The 18,493-nt window shown below is 43.1% G+C and carries 19 protein-coding genes and 1 tRNA gene; 11 read left to right on the forward strand and 9 right to left on the reverse strand.

The window, feature by feature from the left end; translation table 11 throughout:
• The first annotated feature begins 69 nt into the window (after positions 1 to 69).
• The 5 genes from HPS57_RS10475 to HPS57_RS10495 all read left to right on the forward strand — a co-directional run bounded on the left by HPS57_RS10475 (position 70) and on the right by HPS57_RS10495 (position 3,415).
• On the forward strand, positions 70 to 867 hold the full coding sequence (locus tag HPS57_RS10475; protein WP_172182872.1) for an HNH endonuclease: 798 nt from the start codon (positions 70 to 72) through the stop codon (positions 865 to 867).
• Positions 868 to 946: 79 nt separating this feature from the next.
• The gene (locus HPS57_RS10480; RefSeq protein WP_253946528.1) at positions 947 to 1,780 is read left to right on the forward strand and encodes a metallophosphoesterase family protein; all 834 of its coding nucleotides are present in this window, start codon (positions 947 to 949) and stop codon (positions 1,778 to 1,780) included.
• Positions 1,761 to 2,477, forward strand: coding sequence for a hypothetical protein (locus HPS57_RS10485; protein WP_172182874.1), 717 nt, complete (start codon positions 1,761 to 1,763; stop codon positions 2,475 to 2,477). The genes HPS57_RS10480 and HPS57_RS10485 overlap by 20 nt, the downstream gene beginning before the upstream one ends.
• Positions 2,478 to 2,490: 13 nt before the next feature.
• Positions 2,491 to 2,871 (forward strand): MmcQ/YjbR family DNA-binding protein, encoded by a 381-nt coding sequence (locus HPS57_RS10490; protein ID WP_172182876.1) that lies wholly within the window; start codon positions 2,491 to 2,493, stop codon positions 2,869 to 2,871.
• 28 nt (positions 2,872 to 2,899) lie between these two features.
• Complete coding sequence (locus HPS57_RS10495; protein ID WP_253946529.1) at positions 2,900 to 3,415, forward strand: nucleotidyltransferase domain-containing protein; 516 nt, start codon at positions 2,900 to 2,902, stop codon at positions 3,413 to 3,415.
• A 52-nt stretch (positions 3,416 to 3,467) separates the two neighbouring features.
• On the opposite strand, the gene HPS57_RS10500 is transcribed toward HPS57_RS10495, so the two are convergent.
• Positions 3,468 to 3,983 carry a 3'-5' exonuclease gene (locus HPS57_RS10500; protein ID WP_172182878.1) on the reverse strand — a complete coding sequence of 172 codons (516 nt, stop codon included), beginning with the start codon at positions 3,981 to 3,983 and terminating at the stop codon, positions 3,468 to 3,470.
• A 332-nt stretch (positions 3,984 to 4,315) separates the two neighbouring features.
• Complete coding sequence (locus HPS57_RS10505; RefSeq protein ID WP_172182880.1) at positions 4,316 to 5,068, reverse strand: response regulator transcription factor; 753 nt, start codon at positions 5,066 to 5,068, stop codon at positions 4,316 to 4,318.
• A gap of 281 nt (positions 5,069 to 5,349) precedes the next feature.
• Here HPS57_RS10505 and HPS57_RS10510 point away from each other — a divergent pair, with 281 nt between their 5' ends.
• The 6 genes from HPS57_RS10510 to HPS57_RS10535 all read left to right on the forward strand — a co-directional run bounded on the left by HPS57_RS10510 (position 5,350) and on the right by HPS57_RS10535 (position 11,980).
• Positions 5,350 to 5,505, forward strand: coding sequence for a hypothetical protein (locus tag HPS57_RS10510; RefSeq protein WP_172182882.1), 156 nt, complete (start codon positions 5,350 to 5,352; stop codon positions 5,503 to 5,505).
• 159 nt (positions 5,506 to 5,664) lie between these two features.
• Entirely contained in the window at positions 5,665 to 6,567 is a 903-nt protein-coding gene (locus tag HPS57_RS10515; protein ID WP_172182884.1) for a DUF6895 family protein, read from the forward strand.
• Positions 6,560 to 7,216, forward strand: a complete 657-nt coding sequence (locus HPS57_RS10520) for a hypothetical protein (protein WP_172182886.1) — start codon at positions 6,560 to 6,562, stop codon at positions 7,214 to 7,216. Before HPS57_RS10515 ends, HPS57_RS10520 begins: the two co-directional genes overlap by 8 nt.
• Positions 7,217 to 7,259: 43 nt before the next feature.
• Positions 7,260 to 7,988, forward strand: a complete 729-nt coding sequence (locus tag HPS57_RS10525) for a M48 family metalloprotease (RefSeq protein ID WP_172182888.1) — start codon at positions 7,260 to 7,262, stop codon at positions 7,986 to 7,988.
• A complete protein-coding gene (locus HPS57_RS10530; protein WP_172182890.1) occupies positions 7,948 to 9,663 on the forward strand; it encodes an ABC transporter ATP-binding protein in 1,716 nt (571 codons plus the stop codon). The genes HPS57_RS10525 and HPS57_RS10530 overlap by 41 nt, the downstream gene beginning before the upstream one ends.
• 4 nt (positions 9,664 to 9,667) lie before the next feature.
• Positions 9,668 to 11,980 carry a TonB-dependent receptor gene (locus HPS57_RS10535; protein ID WP_172182892.1) on the forward strand — a complete coding sequence of 771 codons (2,313 nt, stop codon included), beginning with the start codon at positions 9,668 to 9,670 and terminating at the stop codon, positions 11,978 to 11,980.
• A gap of 172 nt (positions 11,981 to 12,152) precedes the next feature.
• Here HPS57_RS10535 and HPS57_RS10540 read toward each other — a convergent pair whose 3' ends face one another.
• From HPS57_RS10540 to HPS57_RS10570, 7 genes are all read right to left on the reverse strand, one after another.
• Positions 12,153 to 12,737, reverse strand: coding sequence for a hypothetical protein (locus tag HPS57_RS10540; RefSeq protein ID WP_172182894.1), 585 nt, complete (start codon positions 12,735 to 12,737; stop codon positions 12,153 to 12,155).
• 21 nt (positions 12,738 to 12,758) lie between these two features.
• On the reverse strand, positions 12,759 to 13,253 hold the full coding sequence (locus HPS57_RS10545; protein WP_172182896.1) for an RNA polymerase sigma factor: 495 nt from the start codon (positions 13,251 to 13,253) through the stop codon (positions 12,759 to 12,761).
• Positions 13,254 to 13,765: 512 nt separating this feature from the next.
• Positions 13,766 to 14,425, reverse strand: a complete 660-nt coding sequence (gene aat / locus HPS57_RS10550) for a leucyl/phenylalanyl-tRNA--protein transferase (RefSeq protein WP_172182988.1) — start codon at positions 14,423 to 14,425, stop codon at positions 13,766 to 13,768.
• A gap of 50 nt (positions 14,426 to 14,475) precedes the next feature.
• Positions 14,476 to 16,701, reverse strand: a complete 2,226-nt coding sequence (locus tag HPS57_RS10555; RefSeq protein ID WP_172182898.1) for an AAA family ATPase — start codon at positions 16,699 to 16,701, stop codon at positions 14,476 to 14,478.
• 3 nt (positions 16,702 to 16,704) lie between these two features.
• Entirely contained in the window at positions 16,705 to 17,019 is a 315-nt protein-coding gene (locus HPS57_RS10560; RefSeq protein WP_172182900.1) for an ATP-dependent Clp protease adaptor ClpS, read from the reverse strand.
• Between the two features lie 152 nt (positions 17,020 to 17,171).
• A tRNA-Leu gene (locus HPS57_RS10565) sits at positions 17,172 to 17,253 on the reverse strand.
• Between the two features lie 268 nt (positions 17,254 to 17,521).
• Positions 17,522 to 18,475 carry an SPFH domain-containing protein gene (locus tag HPS57_RS10570; RefSeq protein WP_172182902.1) on the reverse strand — a complete coding sequence of 318 codons (954 nt, stop codon included), beginning with the start codon at positions 18,473 to 18,475 and terminating at the stop codon, positions 17,522 to 17,524.
• Positions 18,476 to 18,493: the final 18 nt, after the last annotated feature.

Consider the following 18,493-nt stretch of genomic DNA (forward strand, 5'->3'; position numbering starts at 1 on the left):
AATAACACATCATTTGCAATAATACAACTATTTTTAACTGTTTATTATATAATCAAAACATAAAGGAAGATGAAAAAAGCATATATAAAAACCGGAACTTGCATCTTCTGTGGAAAATCATATCCAGCTGTTTCCTTCTATACTAAGCCCCATGTGCTTCCAAAGAGTATGGGAGGGGATATAATTGGCGTAGATATATGCGATAAATGTAATAAGTATTTTGGCAATCCTGACAAACTATCGAAATACCCAATACCATGTTCTATCGAAGTTTGTGTGAAAGAGATTTTCAATTTATCCCGCCTTCTACTAGAATCAAACAGCAAAGAGTATATCGGCAAAAGAATCAAATCAATATTCTTCAACTATTACCACACACAAAAAACTATCAAAATTAAACCTGCTTTTAGGTTTAACACCTTATGGCGTCAGAATTATGCAAGACAATTTGCCCGTGGTCTGGGTGAGCTATTTCTCCAATCTTATCACATTAATAATAATGCATTGGACCCTAAGTTTGATAATCTAAGAAACTTTGTCCGATACAACATAGGAAACATGCCTGTTTATTATTTTGTTAACCGTGGAATTTATCTCACACAGTGCGATATGTCACATCCAACATTCAATTTTCCACCTTCTCAAATAGAAGACATTAATAATTATGGATTTTATTCCGTAATGCTACATGGGCACAGGTTCTTAATGGAGGTTACACCATGTGCAGCCTCTTACAGAGAAACATATATTGATAACCAACGTAAAGAATTACATGTTGGAGGTTTCGTATATGAAAATTTAGTGGAATTGACAGACATAATACAAGTAGATTTCACATTGAGGAGTCTTTTTGCAAATAAACACTAAAAAAGTTTTCCTATTGAAACAAAAGAAATACCTTTGCACTGATTTACCGGCATATTGTCATAGCCGGCGACACACTATCATGATGAATATAAAGACCATAAAACAACTTTTAGCAGCTTCCTTATCAGCCATCACCCTATCAGGATGTGACATGTTTGAATACCACCCATACAGCACAGAGTTTGAGGGAAGGACAAACATACACGCTGCCAGCATAGAACAGATTGAACGTCTGTGCAAGGACAAGGAAGAGATAACCTTCGCATTCATCACCGATACGCAGGGCAGCAACACAAACATGCAGGACGCCATACAGTTGATACGGGAACGCGGCGACATCGATTTCATCGTACATGGTGGCGACCAGACAGACTTCGGACTACCAAAAGAGTTCATGTGGTGCAGAGACTTGCTTGAAACCTCCAGACTTCCTTATGTCTCAGTGATAGGCAATCACGACTGTCTCGGCAATGGCGAGCACACTTTCGAGTACCTCTACGGTACTCCGAACTTCACGTTCAATGCAGGATACATCCATTTCGTATGCCTCAACACTGTTGCCTTAGAATACGACTACTCCCATCCTGTGCCGGACTTCAACTTCATCGAAGAAGACATTGAGACTGTCAACAAGCTGAATGCCGAGAAGGATTCCATCAAACGCACAATTGCCGTGATGCACTCACGACCAGGTGACGAGCAATTCAACAACAATGTGGGGAAAGTATTCAACCTTTATGTGTCACAGTACCCAAACCTTTTCTGTGTGAACGGACATAACCACTGCGACGATGTCAGCGACATCTTTGACAACGGCATAATCTATTACGGCTGCACAAACATCAAGGAGCGTGCCTATTATGTATTTAAAATAAGGAAAGACGGATATGACTTTGAAAAGATTACTTTCTAAACTGCTGCCCGCAATACTGCTTTTCACATCCACCGGAACAGCATCGGCACAGACAGATACAATAAGCGTGGCAACAGACTCCTTAACACTGGTTACTTGCAACGACAGCATAACAGAAGACCAACGTAAGTTCCAAAACTACGAGAAGCGCACAAACTGGTACAAAGCACGGTGGGCAGCATTGATTCCGAACCGATTCTCCCTGCAATATGCCGGAGACATCGGAATGGTTTCTGCCGGCATTGGCTGGTGTTACGGAAAACGCGGACAATGGGGAACGCATGTATTCCTCGGCTATCTCCCGAAGAACCACACACCGTCATCCTACTGGTCATTCACTGTCAAGCAGGTGTACACCCCGTGGAGTCTGCCGGTGGGAAAGAAATTGACTGTCGAACCACTTTACGGTACATTCTTCATCAACTCAATTCTCAGTGATGAATTTTGGACAAAAGAGCCTGACCGCTACCCGAAAGGCTACTACGGCTTCTCGAGCAGAATACGTTTCCACCTCGGCATAGGACAGAAAATTACATACCTCATACCGGCAAACAAACGGTTTCTTGCAAACAAGATTTCACTCTACTACGAAGTGTCCACATGCGACCTCTATGTCCGACAGAAATTCCTGAGCAAGACAATACCACTCAAGGACATAATATGCCTTGCAGTAGGCTTACAGTACACAATCCTATAACTCCTCCATAACCATGGACATCGAACAAATAAGGCATTACTGCCTGTCACTCCCACAGACTTCCGAAGACTTTCCATTCGACGAGGATGCGCTTGCCTTCCGCGTCATGGACAAGATTTTCGCAATGATAAGTCTCAGCAATCCGGAATGGTTCGTACTGAAATGCCACCCAGACTTGGCACTCCAACTGCGTGAGAACCACCACGAGATACAGGCAGCATGGCACATGAACAAGAAATACTGGAATCAGATTAACATCTTCGGCACACTTCCCGACAGCCTCATCATCGACATGATACGCCACAGTTATGCGGAGGTTGTGGCGAAAATGCCGAAAAGGACAAGAACGGAATTCCCAGAAATGCCGGCAGTAATGTCCACACTGCAAGTTTAGTTCCATATAGCAAAAAAGGACAAGCTTCATGGCACAGAACTTTGGTATAAAAACAATTTATCCGTATCCCGCAATGGAAATAGAAGAAAAGATAATCCATACCTTGCTTGAAGTTGAGGACAAATTGCAAAAGGTAAAACCTGAATGGTACATAATAGGTTCTTCTGCAATGGTTTTATCTGGAATCAACATCGCAAAAACTTCCGATATCGACATCTTAACGACAACCCAAGGAGCTGATGAGTTTCAGGAACATATGCAGAAATACATGGAAATTAATCCTTCGACAAAGGAAAATGACCTGTTTCGCTCTAATTTTGCCAGATTCAATCTGCCTTTGATGGACATAGAAGTAATGGGAGGTCTTCAAGTCATGAAGAACAATATATGGCATGATGTCCACATCAATCATTTCCATGAAATGCACATTGGAAATCTGACTGTAAAGATACCGACCCTCGAAGAGCAAAAAAGAATCCTGCTCCTCTTCGGAAGAGACAAGGATTTGAGGAGGATGAAACTTTTTGATGAACGCAATCAATAATCTTTTTCCTGCTTGCAGCAATGCAAGCAGGCTTTACAATTCCGGTTTTACACTATAGCATATCCTCCATTTCCCTCAAAAACAGGCGGGCGCACATCTCCGCATCGTCACCGGCACGGTGGTGAGTGCCTTCGGGAATGCCGAGCTGTTCGCAAAGATACCCTAACGTGTTGCAACCGAAATCATACACCTGACGAGCGGTTTTCAATGAGCAATGCCATTTCAAGTCCGGCAGATGCAGGTGGTGGAGGTTGGCGGAATGCTCCAGACAGCTGCGGTCAAATGGGACATTGTGCGCCACAAACGTGTCAAACTCGTCAAGGTACAGACGCTCAATCTCTTCCCAAACCTCAGGGAAAGAAGGACTGTCGGCAGTGTCTTCAGGACGAATGCCGTGGCACTTAATGTTCCAGTAACTGTATTGGTTGTCCTCCGGTTGCACCAGCCAAGAGCGAGTTTCCGCAACCTCACCGTCACGGACAACACAGATGCCCACCTCACACACCGAAGCGCGCTTGCCTGTCGCCGTCTCAAAATCTATCGCAATAAAGTTCAGTCCTTTAGTCATTTTTTTCGTTTTTTCATAATAGTTTCACTACAAAGGTATACATTAATCCGTGAAAAAACGCGCCTTCTGTTCTGTATTTTCTTCATTCTGCCCTTTCTTAACGTTTTTTGCATCTTTACGGAAGCTATCAAGCTATTATTCAGCAAGATACGACGAGCAAAACAAAAGGTAACGCTTTACAGTGCAAAGCGTTACCTTTTGCACTATAAAGCGTTACCTCTCACAGCACGAAGTGTTACCTTTCGTTTCACCACTCATGGCATGTGCCGTCCGTAGTCCTTTCCGTGCGCAAAAACAAGTGTTTACATGAGCAGTGATTAGTCGGAGTCACGTTAATATAGTCCATAATTAACGGCAACCCTCAAAGCTTCATTCATAGAACAGACATGCAGCTTGCCGAAAAGACGAAACTTATGAGTTTTTATTGTGTTTATAGATAGGCAAAGCTCATCTGCTATTTGTTGGGTCGTAAGCCCTTTGGAAGCCCTTAATAGAATAGACTTCTCTATGGAAGTTAATATATTACCTCCATTATATAATATGAACCTCTTTTCTGTGGAATCATAAATATAGCGGAAGCATTCACCAAAGACAAAAATATTCGCACAAGCTGTATTAGGCGATGTCGTGATAAAGAACAGACCTAACCAGAGTTTCCCGTCAGGGCGTAATTTTAGGGGAGTAAACTTTTGGGTGATGACGAATCTTCTGTTGTTCAATACTATACTGTAGTCCATGATAAAAAAATGTCTCAACCTCTGTTCTACGGTGAAGCCGTCTATCAAGTTGAGGTATGCCTTTCTTGTTTCCAACATGACATTCATATCTTCCGTAGTCATGAGCGACCAATACGGATTGGCATTTTCTCGCTGCACATCTTTTATACAGGCATCGTCCGCAAACAAAAGCTTTTCGGTGCGGTAGACCAATTTGTTTTGCGAAAAATCTATTACAAACATAGTAGAATTTGACACTCTGGCGGCTGCGTCTAATGTGTCATATAATAAATGCATATTCTCGTATTCTGCATCAGATACTTTCTCTGTGACATTGCTGACATACATGAGGTCTTCTTTTTTCATCATAGCTACTTATTGTGATTTCTGCGTGCAAAGGTATAAAAATAATGCCAAAATGTAGTACTATCGGGTGACAAAATTATATTCACAACGCAAAATCACCCAAATGTACTACACCAGTTTTTTGTTTTGTAAAGAAAAACACATTAATTTTGCAACCCGATTTCAAAGGCATCATAGCTTTGTGATAACCACCCCAAAGACGAAGACTATCCGGATAGAGGGAGGCTCTGCATACAACAGAATCTCTTGTAACAACTATATTAAACTTTTAAAACTTGAGAAAAATGACAAGAATCAAAATGACCAAGGCAAGTGCTATCGACGAGAAGAAATTGCTTGCAAGTGCACAAAATTTTGTAGAAGACAATGCGCCAGGAGATGAGCTCCAAAGTAATTGGGGCTGCCTCTTCGGCGACGGTTACGTACTCGTTTATGATTAACTCCGGCAATGCGTTCTATGGCTCTTCATGTAGAAATGATACAATTATGTACAATAATTCTACCCTTGAGGTTGCCCCATAAGACAATTACTAATTGATTTAAGAATCTACAGCGATAGCATCACTGTAGGTTCTTTTACTAAGAAAAATTGAATTCTGATGCTGAACAAAGCCTTAAAATGGATATATGACAATAAGGATTTTTTTAACCCTTTATCAGATGATACGGATTTACATATAAAAAAGATGTTTGCAGAGCTCCAGTTGGCTTTACTGTTAGGACACCGACACAAAAATATTCTTAAAGCAGACTCCATTACTCTTCTAGATGAATTATCTGCATTTTCCAAAATGATCATAGAAAATCCAACTTACTATGAACATCTTTTGCTGGATCTCAGATGTTTTAGAGTATCAGCAGCATCTGTTATATATTATCTTAATTACAATAGTCATCCTGTCCTTGAGTATTTAATAAAGGTCTCATACAAGAAAGCATACAATATAACTCCTGAGCTGCTTCCATACAGACTTCTTGATACAGAACATACTATAAGTTTGACAAAAAGGTACACAGGTACAAACATCCGGCAGAAAATAAATCGGGATGTATTCAATACTATCTTAGCATCAAACTATGATGTCTTAAACTGGGGGACAGGAGAAGAATATGCCTTAACGCATTCAATTTTCTATGCCACAGATTTCGGAAAGTACAACCTTGCCCAAGAACTCAGGGAAAAGGCAATACGGAATCTTCCAATTTTATCATCAAAAAAACTGATTGTTAGAGATTTTGATTTGCTTGGTGAATACATTATCAATATGTGTAATCTTAATGCACTCAAAAGCTATCGAGAGGAAATCTATGGCATTTTAATGCAGCAACAGACAAAAGAAGGCTGTATCGTGGGACCTACCAGAAAGAACAATAAAAAACTTGATGAGAATGTGAATGATTTGAAACTTCGCAAAAAGAATATTGTTAGGAACAATTATCATACAACGCTGGTAGCCATCATGGCTTCTATCTGTATAGAAAGGGGCAAACATAATGAATGAAAAGTTTTCTAAATACCAAAAATGGATTTCCGATTACCTTAATAGTACTGAGGTAGATGGAATGTGTGCCATCATCATTTTCAACACTTATTGTTTGTTGTTGCAGAATGGTATCAATGTTGAAAACTCCAGTTGGTTTGATTCACGTGTGATTCTGCAACTGGCTGGTATTGAAGAAGGAGATAACCAAGATAGTCTTACTTCTTTTCATCTTAGGCTGTTTAGGACATTCCGCCAACATTCAACTTCATTGAACATCAACAAAAATATTGCACGAGATTATGATGTAATGCAATACGAATTGGATAAAGAAAAGATTTCTAATATCAAAGATAAATATCATTCACTATTCAGCAGTCTGAGCGACCATACAAACTTGCTTACAGGTTGCTTGTTGGAAGCATACCGCAAATATGATTTATTTACAGGTAATGCACTATTCAGGTTGATTATACGGATTGGGGCAGTCAACAATGAGTCAATTGTATCAGCATATTCCTTTCTACGCATGCAGCAGAATCCTGAAGGCTATTTTGGATTCTATCTGAAAAAGCATTTTGAAACAAATGAGCTACGTGCAATACTATGTATTAGTTTCGATTGTATAGCAACAATTCTGAAGTACAATAGATACGGAAATCCAGAATAAAATGAGTTGTAAGATGCGTATAGGGTATATCAAAAAAATATTTATGGAGGCTATTCTTATTGGGGCTTTACTTATTTTATCAAGACACGACAGCTTGAAAGGAATGGTTTTCACTGCAAGTACGATAATTGCATGTTTAATATTTATTTTGAACATCATTATAGATAAAAAGCTGCAAAACAGACATATCCCGGAGCAATATTTTGAAAATATGGAAGAAGACGATTTGCCTGAATCTATCAGGAAGTATCTGTCAACAGCAAACATTGCCATGAAGATTATGTATTACAATAGCAATGAAATAAATTCACATTTAATCCAAAGAAACCATTGTAACTACATTATCCTTACATCTGCAGTGCTGCAAAAACTGAATACATACGAGATGGCAGCACTGATTTTTCATGAGATTGGGCATATTAAGAAGAGTCATCATAAAAAGATCCGATTTTATTATGGTCTCAGAAATGCTGCGTTTATAGTGTTTATCAGCTTATGTTCATGTCTATGCATTAAACTATCTCTATCCACTCTACAAGCGCTTATATTTTGCTTCATCAGTATAGAACTATTTATGTGGGGATTACGTTTGCTACTGTGCTGGCTCCAACGCAATCAAGAGTATGATGCCGATAAGTTTGTCACGACCCATCTCGAAAGAAAGTTTTTGGTTAGTGCACTTAATAAAACAAACAAGTCTTTCTCTGGAAACTTTTTCTCAAAGCATCCAAATGTATCACAAAGAATTGACAGAATATCCAATTATGCATAACACAAAAGCCATACTACAGGATTTTACCTTTCTGTACCGGAATTTCAGAGGGCAAATTCTAATAAACAAGAAATATTTCTTCATAGGAGTGCTCATGGTGCTTTGTGCAGGATTGTCTCAGGTTTCTCTCTCATATTTAATTGGAGCACTCATTGATGTACTTTCTGGCAGAAATACAGAAATTAGTATTCAATTGTCCTTCTGTATGTTATTTACAGTGTTCTTGCTGAATACATTATTTAATTTGATTAAGAATTATTGCTTCTTGATGTTTGCTGAAACAACCACAGTTGAAATTAGTCAGATGCTGTTTTCAAGGATTCTAAGATTTCCTTTATCTTTTTTCGAGCAAACACAGGCAGGAGGTCTGTCCAGTCGATTAAGCAATGATGTCCAGTCACTTAAACGACTATGCTCTGAACAAATAGCCCAGTTATTGTTTCATCCGTTAATTATTGTCTTTTGTCTGTGCAATTTGTTTGTTATCAGTTTCAGGCTTACATTATTACTTATACTCACATTTCCATTAATTTTAAGGACATCCATAATCTTAGGTGGGAAAATCAAAAAAACATCCAAAGAGACTTATAACTGCTATGCGGCAGCAAATCAGATACGCGCTGAAGATTTTATACTTATCAGGCTCATTAAAAGTTGCTGCGGTGAAGAGCATGAGGAGAATAGGTACAATAAGGTTATGTCCGAAATCAGGAAAAAGTCTCTTTCTGCTTCGTTTACAGGAATCTTATTACAATTTGTAATATCTTGCCTTTTACTTACAGGATTATTCCTGATAATGCTTTATGCCATATATCTGATTCAACAGTCAGAAATGACTACTGGCAGACTGTTCGAGTTTATTATGTGCACGATATTCATTGTCAACGCAATTTCCAGCATATCGTCCATTTTCGCATCTGTCATGAATACGCTTGGTGTAATAAAGACATTCCGCGAACTGCTTACTACCAAAGAAGAAAAGTATACCGGGAATCCGGTGTCTAACGATTTCCATGAGATATTGTTAAATAATGTATTCTTCACCTATAAATCAAGGACAGAACCAGTGCTTTCCGACATTAGTTTAGCCATACATGCAGGTGACCGAATTGGCATCATAGGTGAAAGCGGAGGTGGCAAATCGACTTTGGTGCAGCTGCTTCTCAGGTATTACCAACCTACATCGGGAAATATTCTGCTTAACGGCATTGATGTTGCCACATTCAACCTGCAAGATTACCGTAGCATGTTCGGTGTGGTGTCTCAGAATATCGAATTATTCTCTGGCAGTATCAAGGAAAATATCATGTACCCTAATACAGATGTATTGGACGAAGAAATCATTGCAGCCGCTCACTATGCGTGTGCCCATGATTTTATCAAAAGCCTCCCAGACGGATACGATACAATAATAGGCGAAAATGGAATAAATCTATCTGGAGGGCAACGGCAACGCATCACGATTGCCAGAGCCCTTGTCAGAAATCCAAAAATCATCATACTTGACGAAGCAACGAGTGCTTTGGATCAGGAGACGGAACAATGCATCAATGAGTTCTTGTCTGAAATATCAAGAGACACTACGCTTATTGTGCTTTCCCACCGAATGTCCATTATCCGGCAGATGGATAAAGTTTACGAAATTAACAACAAAGCAATTATAAAAAGAAAGTAAAAACATGAAAGTATTAAAAGTCTTGACAATTTTATTACTCTGCATCGTGCCAGCAATGTCCGCTCAGGAAATCACGGGGCGCATAGTGGACGAGAATCATCAGGCCATTAAATTCGCCAATGTCATCCTCATTAGTGACAGTGACAGCACATTCATCTCTGGTACTGTTTCAGGTCAGCATGGCGAGTTCCGCATTACAGCTCCGGCAGAGAAAAGTCTTATCCGTGTCAGTGTCATTGGTTTTGTCCCAAAAACTGTTTCTTCTGTTCCACTTGGGGGCGAGATTGTCCTTCAGCAAGACATCAAGACGCTTGGCACGATTACGGCTAAAGGGCGTCGCCCTACATATTTGATGGGCAAGGAAGGTCTTGTCGCCAATTTTGCCGGAACATCTCTTAACTTGGCAGGCTCTATAATGGACATTCTCAAATATGTTCCGGGGATGGTAATCACCAACGAAGGCATTAATGTTTTCGGCAAGGGCACCCCTTTGATATACATCAATGACCGTCAGATAAGGAATTCTGAAGAATTGAAGCGTATCAACTCCAACCAAGTAAAGGATGTTGAAGTCATTCACAACCCCGGTCCGGAATACCCTTCTGACACAAGAGCTGTAGTTAAGATTCGCCTTCTGAAGCCTAAGGGCGAAGGGTTAGGGATTGGCTTTGTCGGCACTTATGCCCAATCGGAGAACTCTGACTATTCCACTCAGATTGAGTTTTCTTACAACAAGAAGGGGCTTTACGCCTTTGGCCTGTACAAATGGAGCCACGACAAAGTGCTCCAGAAAGGATGTTTACAGCAGACCGTGTATGCAGACCCATTATGGGAACAGACGAACGAATTGGACAATCAAGTTGTAAACAACAATCATGACCTGACAGCCGGAGTTGATTACATGATATCAAAGAAACATTCTGTCGGGGTCAGGTACATAGCAAGTTTCAATGGCCACCACTGCTCTGATTTGCTTACATATACCAAGATGACAGCAAACGGGCAGGCTTACGATGAATTAGCCACACACACTTGGACAAAATATGACAACCGGCCAAAGCATCAATTGAACGCTTATTACAATGGAATGCTGGGCAAGACATCGGTCAACATGAATGTTGACTACTTTTTCAATAACAACAAGAATACTCAACACAATGACGAGACCAGCATATCACATGAATCTCGTGAAATCACATCAACGAGTTCTGTACGCAACAACATGGTTGCGGCTAAACTGATTGTAGGGAATCCGCTGTTTGGAGGAACACTCAGGAGTGGTGTTGAAGTTGTTGCCAACAACCGCCATGATGATTACACAATCGACCAAACGGACATCCTTTCCAATTCAGCCGGCCGGCTCAAAGAATTCCAAGTCAGCCCATTCCTTGAATATCAGTACAGATTATCTTTTGGACGGCTGAACGCCGGTGTACGTTTTGAGCATGTTTCATTCAAACATTACGAGAATGCCACCGACCAGCCGTCCCAAAGCCATCATTTCAACAATCTGTTTCCAACTCTCTCCCTGACCACAAACATAGGCAAGACAAGTCTCAATATAGGATATTCTGTCAAGACCAAACGGCCAACTTATCGTCAATTATCCAACAATATCATATATATCAACCGTTTTTCCATGCAGTCCGGCAATCCAAATCTTGGCAGTGAGCATATTCATGCAATCACAGCCATGGTTCAATGGAAGTTCATTCAGGCTATGGCCGGTTGGCAAGACGATCGCGACGCTATCATATATTGGGCAGAGCAGATGCCTGAAAACACATCTGTTACCACTATAAAATACAAAAACCAAAATAGTGTCAAGAGTTTTGATGCTATGATTGCCGCTGCTCCATCTTTTGGATTGTGGAATCCACGTTTTACTGTCGGAATACGAAAACAGTGGCTTGACCTGAAGACAATGATGGGCACTTTCAAAATGAACAAGCCTATGCTGAATGTGCTATTGGCAAATATCATAAGACTGCCTTGGGATATGATTGCCAATGTGGATATAAGCTATCTATCCAAGGGGCACTATCAGAATATATATTCCACACGAAACGTATTCTGTCTGGACATGGGAGTCACAAAGCAATTCCTAAAGAACAGACTTGTGCTGAAACTCGAGGGGAAAGACCTTCTTCATTTGCAAAAGACCGGCAACCTTATATACAGCAATCAGATGCATTTGCTGCAGGAGAACACTTTCGACACTCGTCTGTTCAAGATGACACTCTCCTACAATCTCAATGCCTCTAAACACAAATACAAGGGTACAGGAGCAGGAAACTCTGAAAAAAAGAGATTATAAACGAATGTGAAGTATAAAAGAACATGGCTCTGATAGTTTCAAAAAAAACTATCGGAGCCGTATCTTTTAGTAGATTATTTGAGTATTGATGCTAAGTCGTACTTTCGTCTCCATTCTCAAATCACATATAATTCATAGCGTGCAAAAACAAGTGTTTACATTGGGTGCGGAATCATTGTCCCGTGAACTCCTCTATCTCCTTGACAGTCTCGTTGATGAGCCGCATTTCCTTGCGGAACATCCATGCAAAAAACACTAAGCCGAGGGCGAAACCTACCAACATCACATAGATGTTTGAGAGCATCAGCGCATTGTCGGAATGGTCCTGGAACATGCAGAATGTCAGCAAAGCCAGCCAAACAAGCAGTGCCGGCACCTCTATCGCCATGGCAAGTTTCTCATTGCGCTTGAAGCGGAGCATGCGGCGGCTTGTGGCAAGGAGGGCACCCGTCGAAAGGTCTTTCATCCCACGTGTGTTAATAGCATTGTAGACAGCCTCGGCTATCGCACCGATGCAGAGGGTCATTGTGAGCAACAGCGAGTGCGTGAATGAATAGACGGCAGCTGCAACAAGTGGCAGCATGATGAGCCCTGCCACGGTGATATAGACATTACAGTTGCGTATCCACATGATTTTCGAGTGCATCGCCTTGCGCAGCATCTTGTCGCCCACGGTCACTTGCTTATCAAGCCGTTCCTTGAATGCGGAAAGTTCCTTGCGCATCATCTCCAGTTCGTCAGTTGTATTTGTATTCATAATCATTTGTCTTTTAATCGTTCAACATTCATTGTCCTGTGAATTCATCCGTTTAAGTTCCTCCTTTATGCGAAAAAGCCTTACCGACACATTCTTGGCCGTGATGCCCACGACATCGCCAATCTCTTCGTAGCTCATGTTCTCAAGCCAAAGGAGGATGATGGCGCGGTCAAACGGACAGAGCTTGGCTAGTCTCTTGCGCAGCATTTCCATCTGTCGGGCATTGCTGTCCGTGTCGTCGAAAGGACTCACACCGCTTAGCACACTCTCCACGGCGCGCTTCCGCTTTTTCTTCTTGTCGAGGGTGATGCAGACATTAAGGCTTACACGGTAGACCCAAGTCTTGATGTTGCTTCTCCCCTCGAAGCGCGGATAGCCTTGCCAGAGATTGACGAGAATCTCCTGAAAGAGGTCGTCCACCTCATCGCTGTCTTTGGAGAACATATAGCAGACGGTGTAGATTGTGCTCTTGTTCGCCCTGACCATCTGCATGAACTCTTGTTCTTTCTGTTCCATTTTTCTGTTGTTTTTTTGTTCAGCTTTCAATCGTTAGTATTCGTTTTTGGCGAAAAACTACACGAAGAAGTGTTTTTTTATTACTGTCCGGTAAAATTCAATGCAATATTTAAACATTAATATACAAAATATCGCTTAAGGTGTGGCGGAGCCACAATCCTCATGGTAACCTCCGGCTTTAGCCGTGAGGTAGTAATGACGCCATCTTGCTGTGTGGTGGAACCACACTCCTTTTTGCCTGATATGTAGAGCATCTGAGATGAGAGTGGTAGCATAAAGGAGTGTGGCGCTGCCACACGGCGTTAGAGACATCCGCACTATCCACACGGCTAAAGCCGGTGGTTACCCTAAGGGCTGTGGCTCCGCCACACCTTCTGCTGTTTTCTTGTGTCAATTTTTCATGACATGAGGTGATATTTTTTTGCCAGATACCTATAATTTTCAATAGGAATTTGTGAAAAAAAGAGACTATGCCTGTTTCGGCAGAGCCTCTTTATCATTATTCCAAAATGCTATGTCCACAGGATATCCATATACTCTTCGTAGGAGATATGCCGTCCGCCCATGGATTTCAGGTGGGGAGTCTCAAACTGGCAGTCTATCAGTTTGCCGCCATGTTCCTTAAGATGCTCCGCCAAACGAACCAGTGCTACCTTCGACGCACTCGGCACAAGGGAGAACATACTCTCGCCAAAGAATCCGCCATTGAGGTAAACGCCATACAGTCCGCCTGCAAGTTTGCCGTCCATGTCCCACACTTCCACACTGTGTGTGACGCCCCGGTCATGCAGTAGCGTGTATGCCTCGACCATTTGAGGTCCCAACCAAGCACCCTCCTCCTCTATCCTAAGTCGAGAACAGTGATTGATGACATCGCGGAAACATGTGTCCATCGTGACAGTGTACTTGCCTTTGTTCAGCAATGTGCGCATGGAATGCGAGACATGTATCTCTTCCGGAAAGATGACAAACCTCTCCATCGGGCAGTACCAATGCAGTTCGTTGAGACGGAATGCCGCCCATGGGAATATTCCTTGTGAATAAGCCTCGACAAGACGCTCAGGACTGAGGTCTCCGCCCACGGCGAACAGCCCATCCGAAAGTCTGTCCGTCATAGGAACGGACAATGGATCAGGGAACGATTTGTCGTCATCATCCAGCAGAAAGATTATCTTTCCCTGCACCTCAACATAATAGTATTCTGTATCCGCCATATCGGGAATTACGCTTTTATTTTAAGGTTAGAGTCTTCGACAACGACCTCCACGGCATTGCCATTCATGGTTTCTCCTCGCAGAATGCTGCGCATGAGCAACGGTTTCAGCATCGAAGTGATGACGCGGTCTATCTCCCTGCCGCCATATTCTGCCGAAAAACCTTTTTCAAGCAGCAGTTGTTTTGCCTCTTCGGACAAGCTCAGAGTGATGTTTTTCGCCTTCAGTTTGTCGGCTAATTGCTGCAGTTTCTTTTCAAGAATGCGCTGCGCCATATTTCTGTCCATGTCGTTGAAGACAGTGATTGAGGTCAGGCGGTTGAGGAATTCCGGCTTGAAAGTGCTCTTCACGCTCTTCATCATCACGCTGCCGGCGGTAGATGTGCTGGCAAAACCTATGGACTGCTTGGCAAACTGCGCACCGGCATTGGTGGTCATGATGATTACGGCGTGTCGGAAATCCGCTTTCTGACCTTTGTTGTCGGTAAGCATGGCATAGTCCATGACCTGCAGGAGAATGTTGTAAATGTCCTGATGCGCCTTCTCCAACTCATCAAGGAGCAGGACACAGTGGGGAGTCTTGCGTATGGCATCTGTCAGCAGACCGCCGTCATCGTAGCCGACATATCCCGCAGGTGAGCCGATTAGTTTGGCGACAGTATGCTTTTCGGCATACTCGCTCATGTCAAAGCGGATAAGCGGCACACCCAATTCTGCTGCAAGAACCTTGGCAACCTCCGTTTTTCCTACACCTGTCGGACCGACAAACAGCAGGCTTCCCATGGGTTTGTTGTCGTCAATCAGTCCTGTGCCTGCCATCTGCACCGCCTCGGAGACTTCCAGAACCGCCTTGTCCTGGCCGAATATCTGCGCCTTGATTCTCTTGTCCAAATCGACAAGACGCTGCAAATCGTCCTTGTCTTCGGCAAGTATGTCCACCTTGCATATCTTTGCCAGCACCTCCGCAACAAGTTTTTTGTCAACGGTTTGGACAGAGTCTTGTGTCGGATGCAGCTTTCTCCATGCGCCGGCTTCGTCCAAAATGTCGACAGCCTTGTCAGGAAGATAGCGTCCTGTGATGAACTTTGCAGACGCCGTGACGGCATACTTTACAGCCTCATCCGTAAACACCACATGGTGGAAATCCTCGTATCTGCCCTTTATACCGTTAAGGATTTCTATGCAATCGTCAATGGACGGTTCAAGGATTGGCACAATCTCAAACCTTCGGCTGAAAGCCTTGTCGCGTATGAAGTTCTTGTTGTACTCCTCGTAAGTTGTCGCACCGATGACACGCACAGTGCCGTCGGCAAGATAAGGCTTCATGATGTTCCCGGCATCCAGCGACCCTTGGTCCATCCTACCGGCACCGATGATGTTGTGAATCTCGTCAATGTACAGTATTGCATTGCCTGTCTCCGCAACACCGTCAAGCACACTCTTCAAACGTTTCTCAAACTCTCCACGATAGCTTGTGCCGGCAATGAGCGCGCCTAAGTCAAGGGCGTAGATCCTGCTGCCGGCTATGCATTCCGGCACTTCTTCGTTTTCTATCATCGCAGCAAGACCATAGGCGATTGCCGTCTTGCCTACTCCCGGTTCGCCTACGTGCAGAGGGTTGTTCTTGTCCTTACGGCTGAGAATCCGGATGGTGCGCTCCAACTCTTCCTTGCGCCCCACCAAAGGATTGCACCGGTCAACATTGTCATTCAGGCAAGTGGCATATTTCTCCCATTCACTCTGCTTTTCTACTGTTTCCGCACTCTCATCATGCTCTTCCTCGATACCTTCTGACTCGTATTCCGTCACAAGGTTCGACATGAAAAGCCCTTTGTTTCCGCCATGAATACGGGCAAGAATCTTGCTGCAATAGGAATCCTCCTGAATCATCATCACTTGAACGATATGCGTAACATCAAGAAGCCTTCCGTAAGCGCCTTCAAGAGCCAAGAAGGCGGCATTCACCACTTTGCCAAGGTGCTGTGAAGGAGCAACCTGACAGTCCATGTCGTCAGGAACAACCGACGAATATTTCTCCAGATATTCTTGCAGGCTGTCCTGTGCACGTTGGCATTCTTCACTGTCAGGGCATGCCTTTTGGAACTGTTCCTGCTGCGCAATAGCCCACAGCAGATGTTCCGGAGTAAGGAACTCGTGGCGTGATTCCTGTGCAAAAGCTTCCGCTTCGCTCAGGGCTTCCTGAAGTAGTTCTGTGGAGTTTTCTATGATTAGCATCTTCTATCCTTTATGAGGTTGTACCTTAACGCGCAACGGAAACCCTTCCGCCTGCGCCATTTGCATTGCCTTGTGCTGCTTTGACTCTGCAATGTCAAGAATGTATGTGCCGACAACGCTCTGCCCTTTCTTATGTATGGCAAGCATTATCCGCTCCGCAGCAGGCCGGTTATGGAAGAAGACCGTCCGCAACACTTCCACGACAAAGTCCATTGTCGTGAAGTCGTCGTTAAGCATCACTACATCATACATGTCCGGTTCTTCGTCCCTAACCCTTGTCTTCGAGCCTGTCCCTTCCTGTTCTTTATACTGTGGCATATCTGTTTCGTTTTTCAATTATAAACTATCAGGTGCAAAATTATAAAACTTTTTTGTAAAATCCTCCTTTTTCGTGGCGAAAAAGCAAACATATTATCACATAAAACGAAAGAGTCCTTACTGTACAAATGTACTGCAAGGACTCTTCTTTGTGCGCCTGATAGGACTCGAACCTACACGTCGCAAAACACCAGATCCTAAGTCTGGCGCGTCTACCAATTTCGCCACAGGCGCAAAAGCGAATACAAAGGTACGAAGAAAATGGCAGATTGCAAAACTATATTGGGATTACAGGAGAATAATTAGATTTTCTTAACAACAAAAAGAGGTATTTCAAATAATGAAGAAAGGTTGTTTTAATCACGAAGAAGAGTAAGCCCAACAACGAAGAAAAACAAATGTGCAGAACCGAAATGGTTACGGTTCTGCACATTTGTTCTGTATTATACTTCTGTCTTCAACACCGTTCGACAAATGGCGGTGTGAGGATTTCAAGCATGCTTTACTTGCCTTCCTTGAACAATTCCTTTATTCCACCGATAGAGCCGAGGACATTAGTGGCCTCATAAGGCAAGTAAACAGTCTTAGTCTTGTCACCCTGAGCAAGCTCCTCCATCATCTGTATGTACTTCTGTGCAAGGAGATAGTTTGCAGGATTGGTGCTCTGTCCGACAGCCTCTGTAATCTTCTGTATGGCAATGGCCTCAGCCTCTGCCTTGCGGATGCGTGCCTGTGCCTCACCTTCGGCACGCAGGATAGCCTGCTGCTTGTCAGCCTCGGCACGGTTGATTATCGCAAGTTTGTCACCCTCGGCATGGAGAATTGCCTGCTGCTTGTCAGCCTCGGAATTAAGGATAGTGGCACGCTTGTTGCGCTCTGCCTGCATCTGCTTCTCCATTGCCTGAAGCACAGACTCCGGCGGCATGATGTCCTGCAGCTCCACACGGTTGACCTTCACGCCCCATTTGTTTGTCGCATCGTCAAGGACGGCACGAAGCTTTGTGTTGATTGTGTCGCGTGATGTCAGTGTCTGGTCAAGCTCCAGTTCACCGATGATGTTTCGCAATGTTGTCTGCGTCAGCTTCTCAATGGCGTTTGGCAGGTTGTCAATCTCGTAGACAGCCTTGAACGGGTCAACAATCTGGAAATACAGAAGTGCATTGATCTGCATCTGTATGTTATCCTTCGTGATTACATTCTGTCGGTCAAAGTCATACACCTGCTCACGAAGGTCGATGGAAGACGAGTAAATATAGCGTCCTCGGCGCAAGGTTATTATAGGCTTTGCACGGTCGATGAACGGAATGATGACATTCACACCCGGAGAGAGTGTGGCGAAATACTTGCCGAGACGCTCGATAATGCGAGTCTCCGACTGCGGCACTATGACAAGTGCGTTCTTGGCAAAGAGAGCCACCAGGATTACGATGGCTACGATAACATAGATTCCTACCATATTATTATAATGTTTTTG

Origin of the sequence: Palleniella intestinalis (genome assembly GCF_013166595.1) — a bacterium.
Taxonomy (GTDB): Bacteria; Bacteroidota; Bacteroidia; order Bacteroidales; family Bacteroidaceae; genus Prevotella; species Prevotella intestinalis.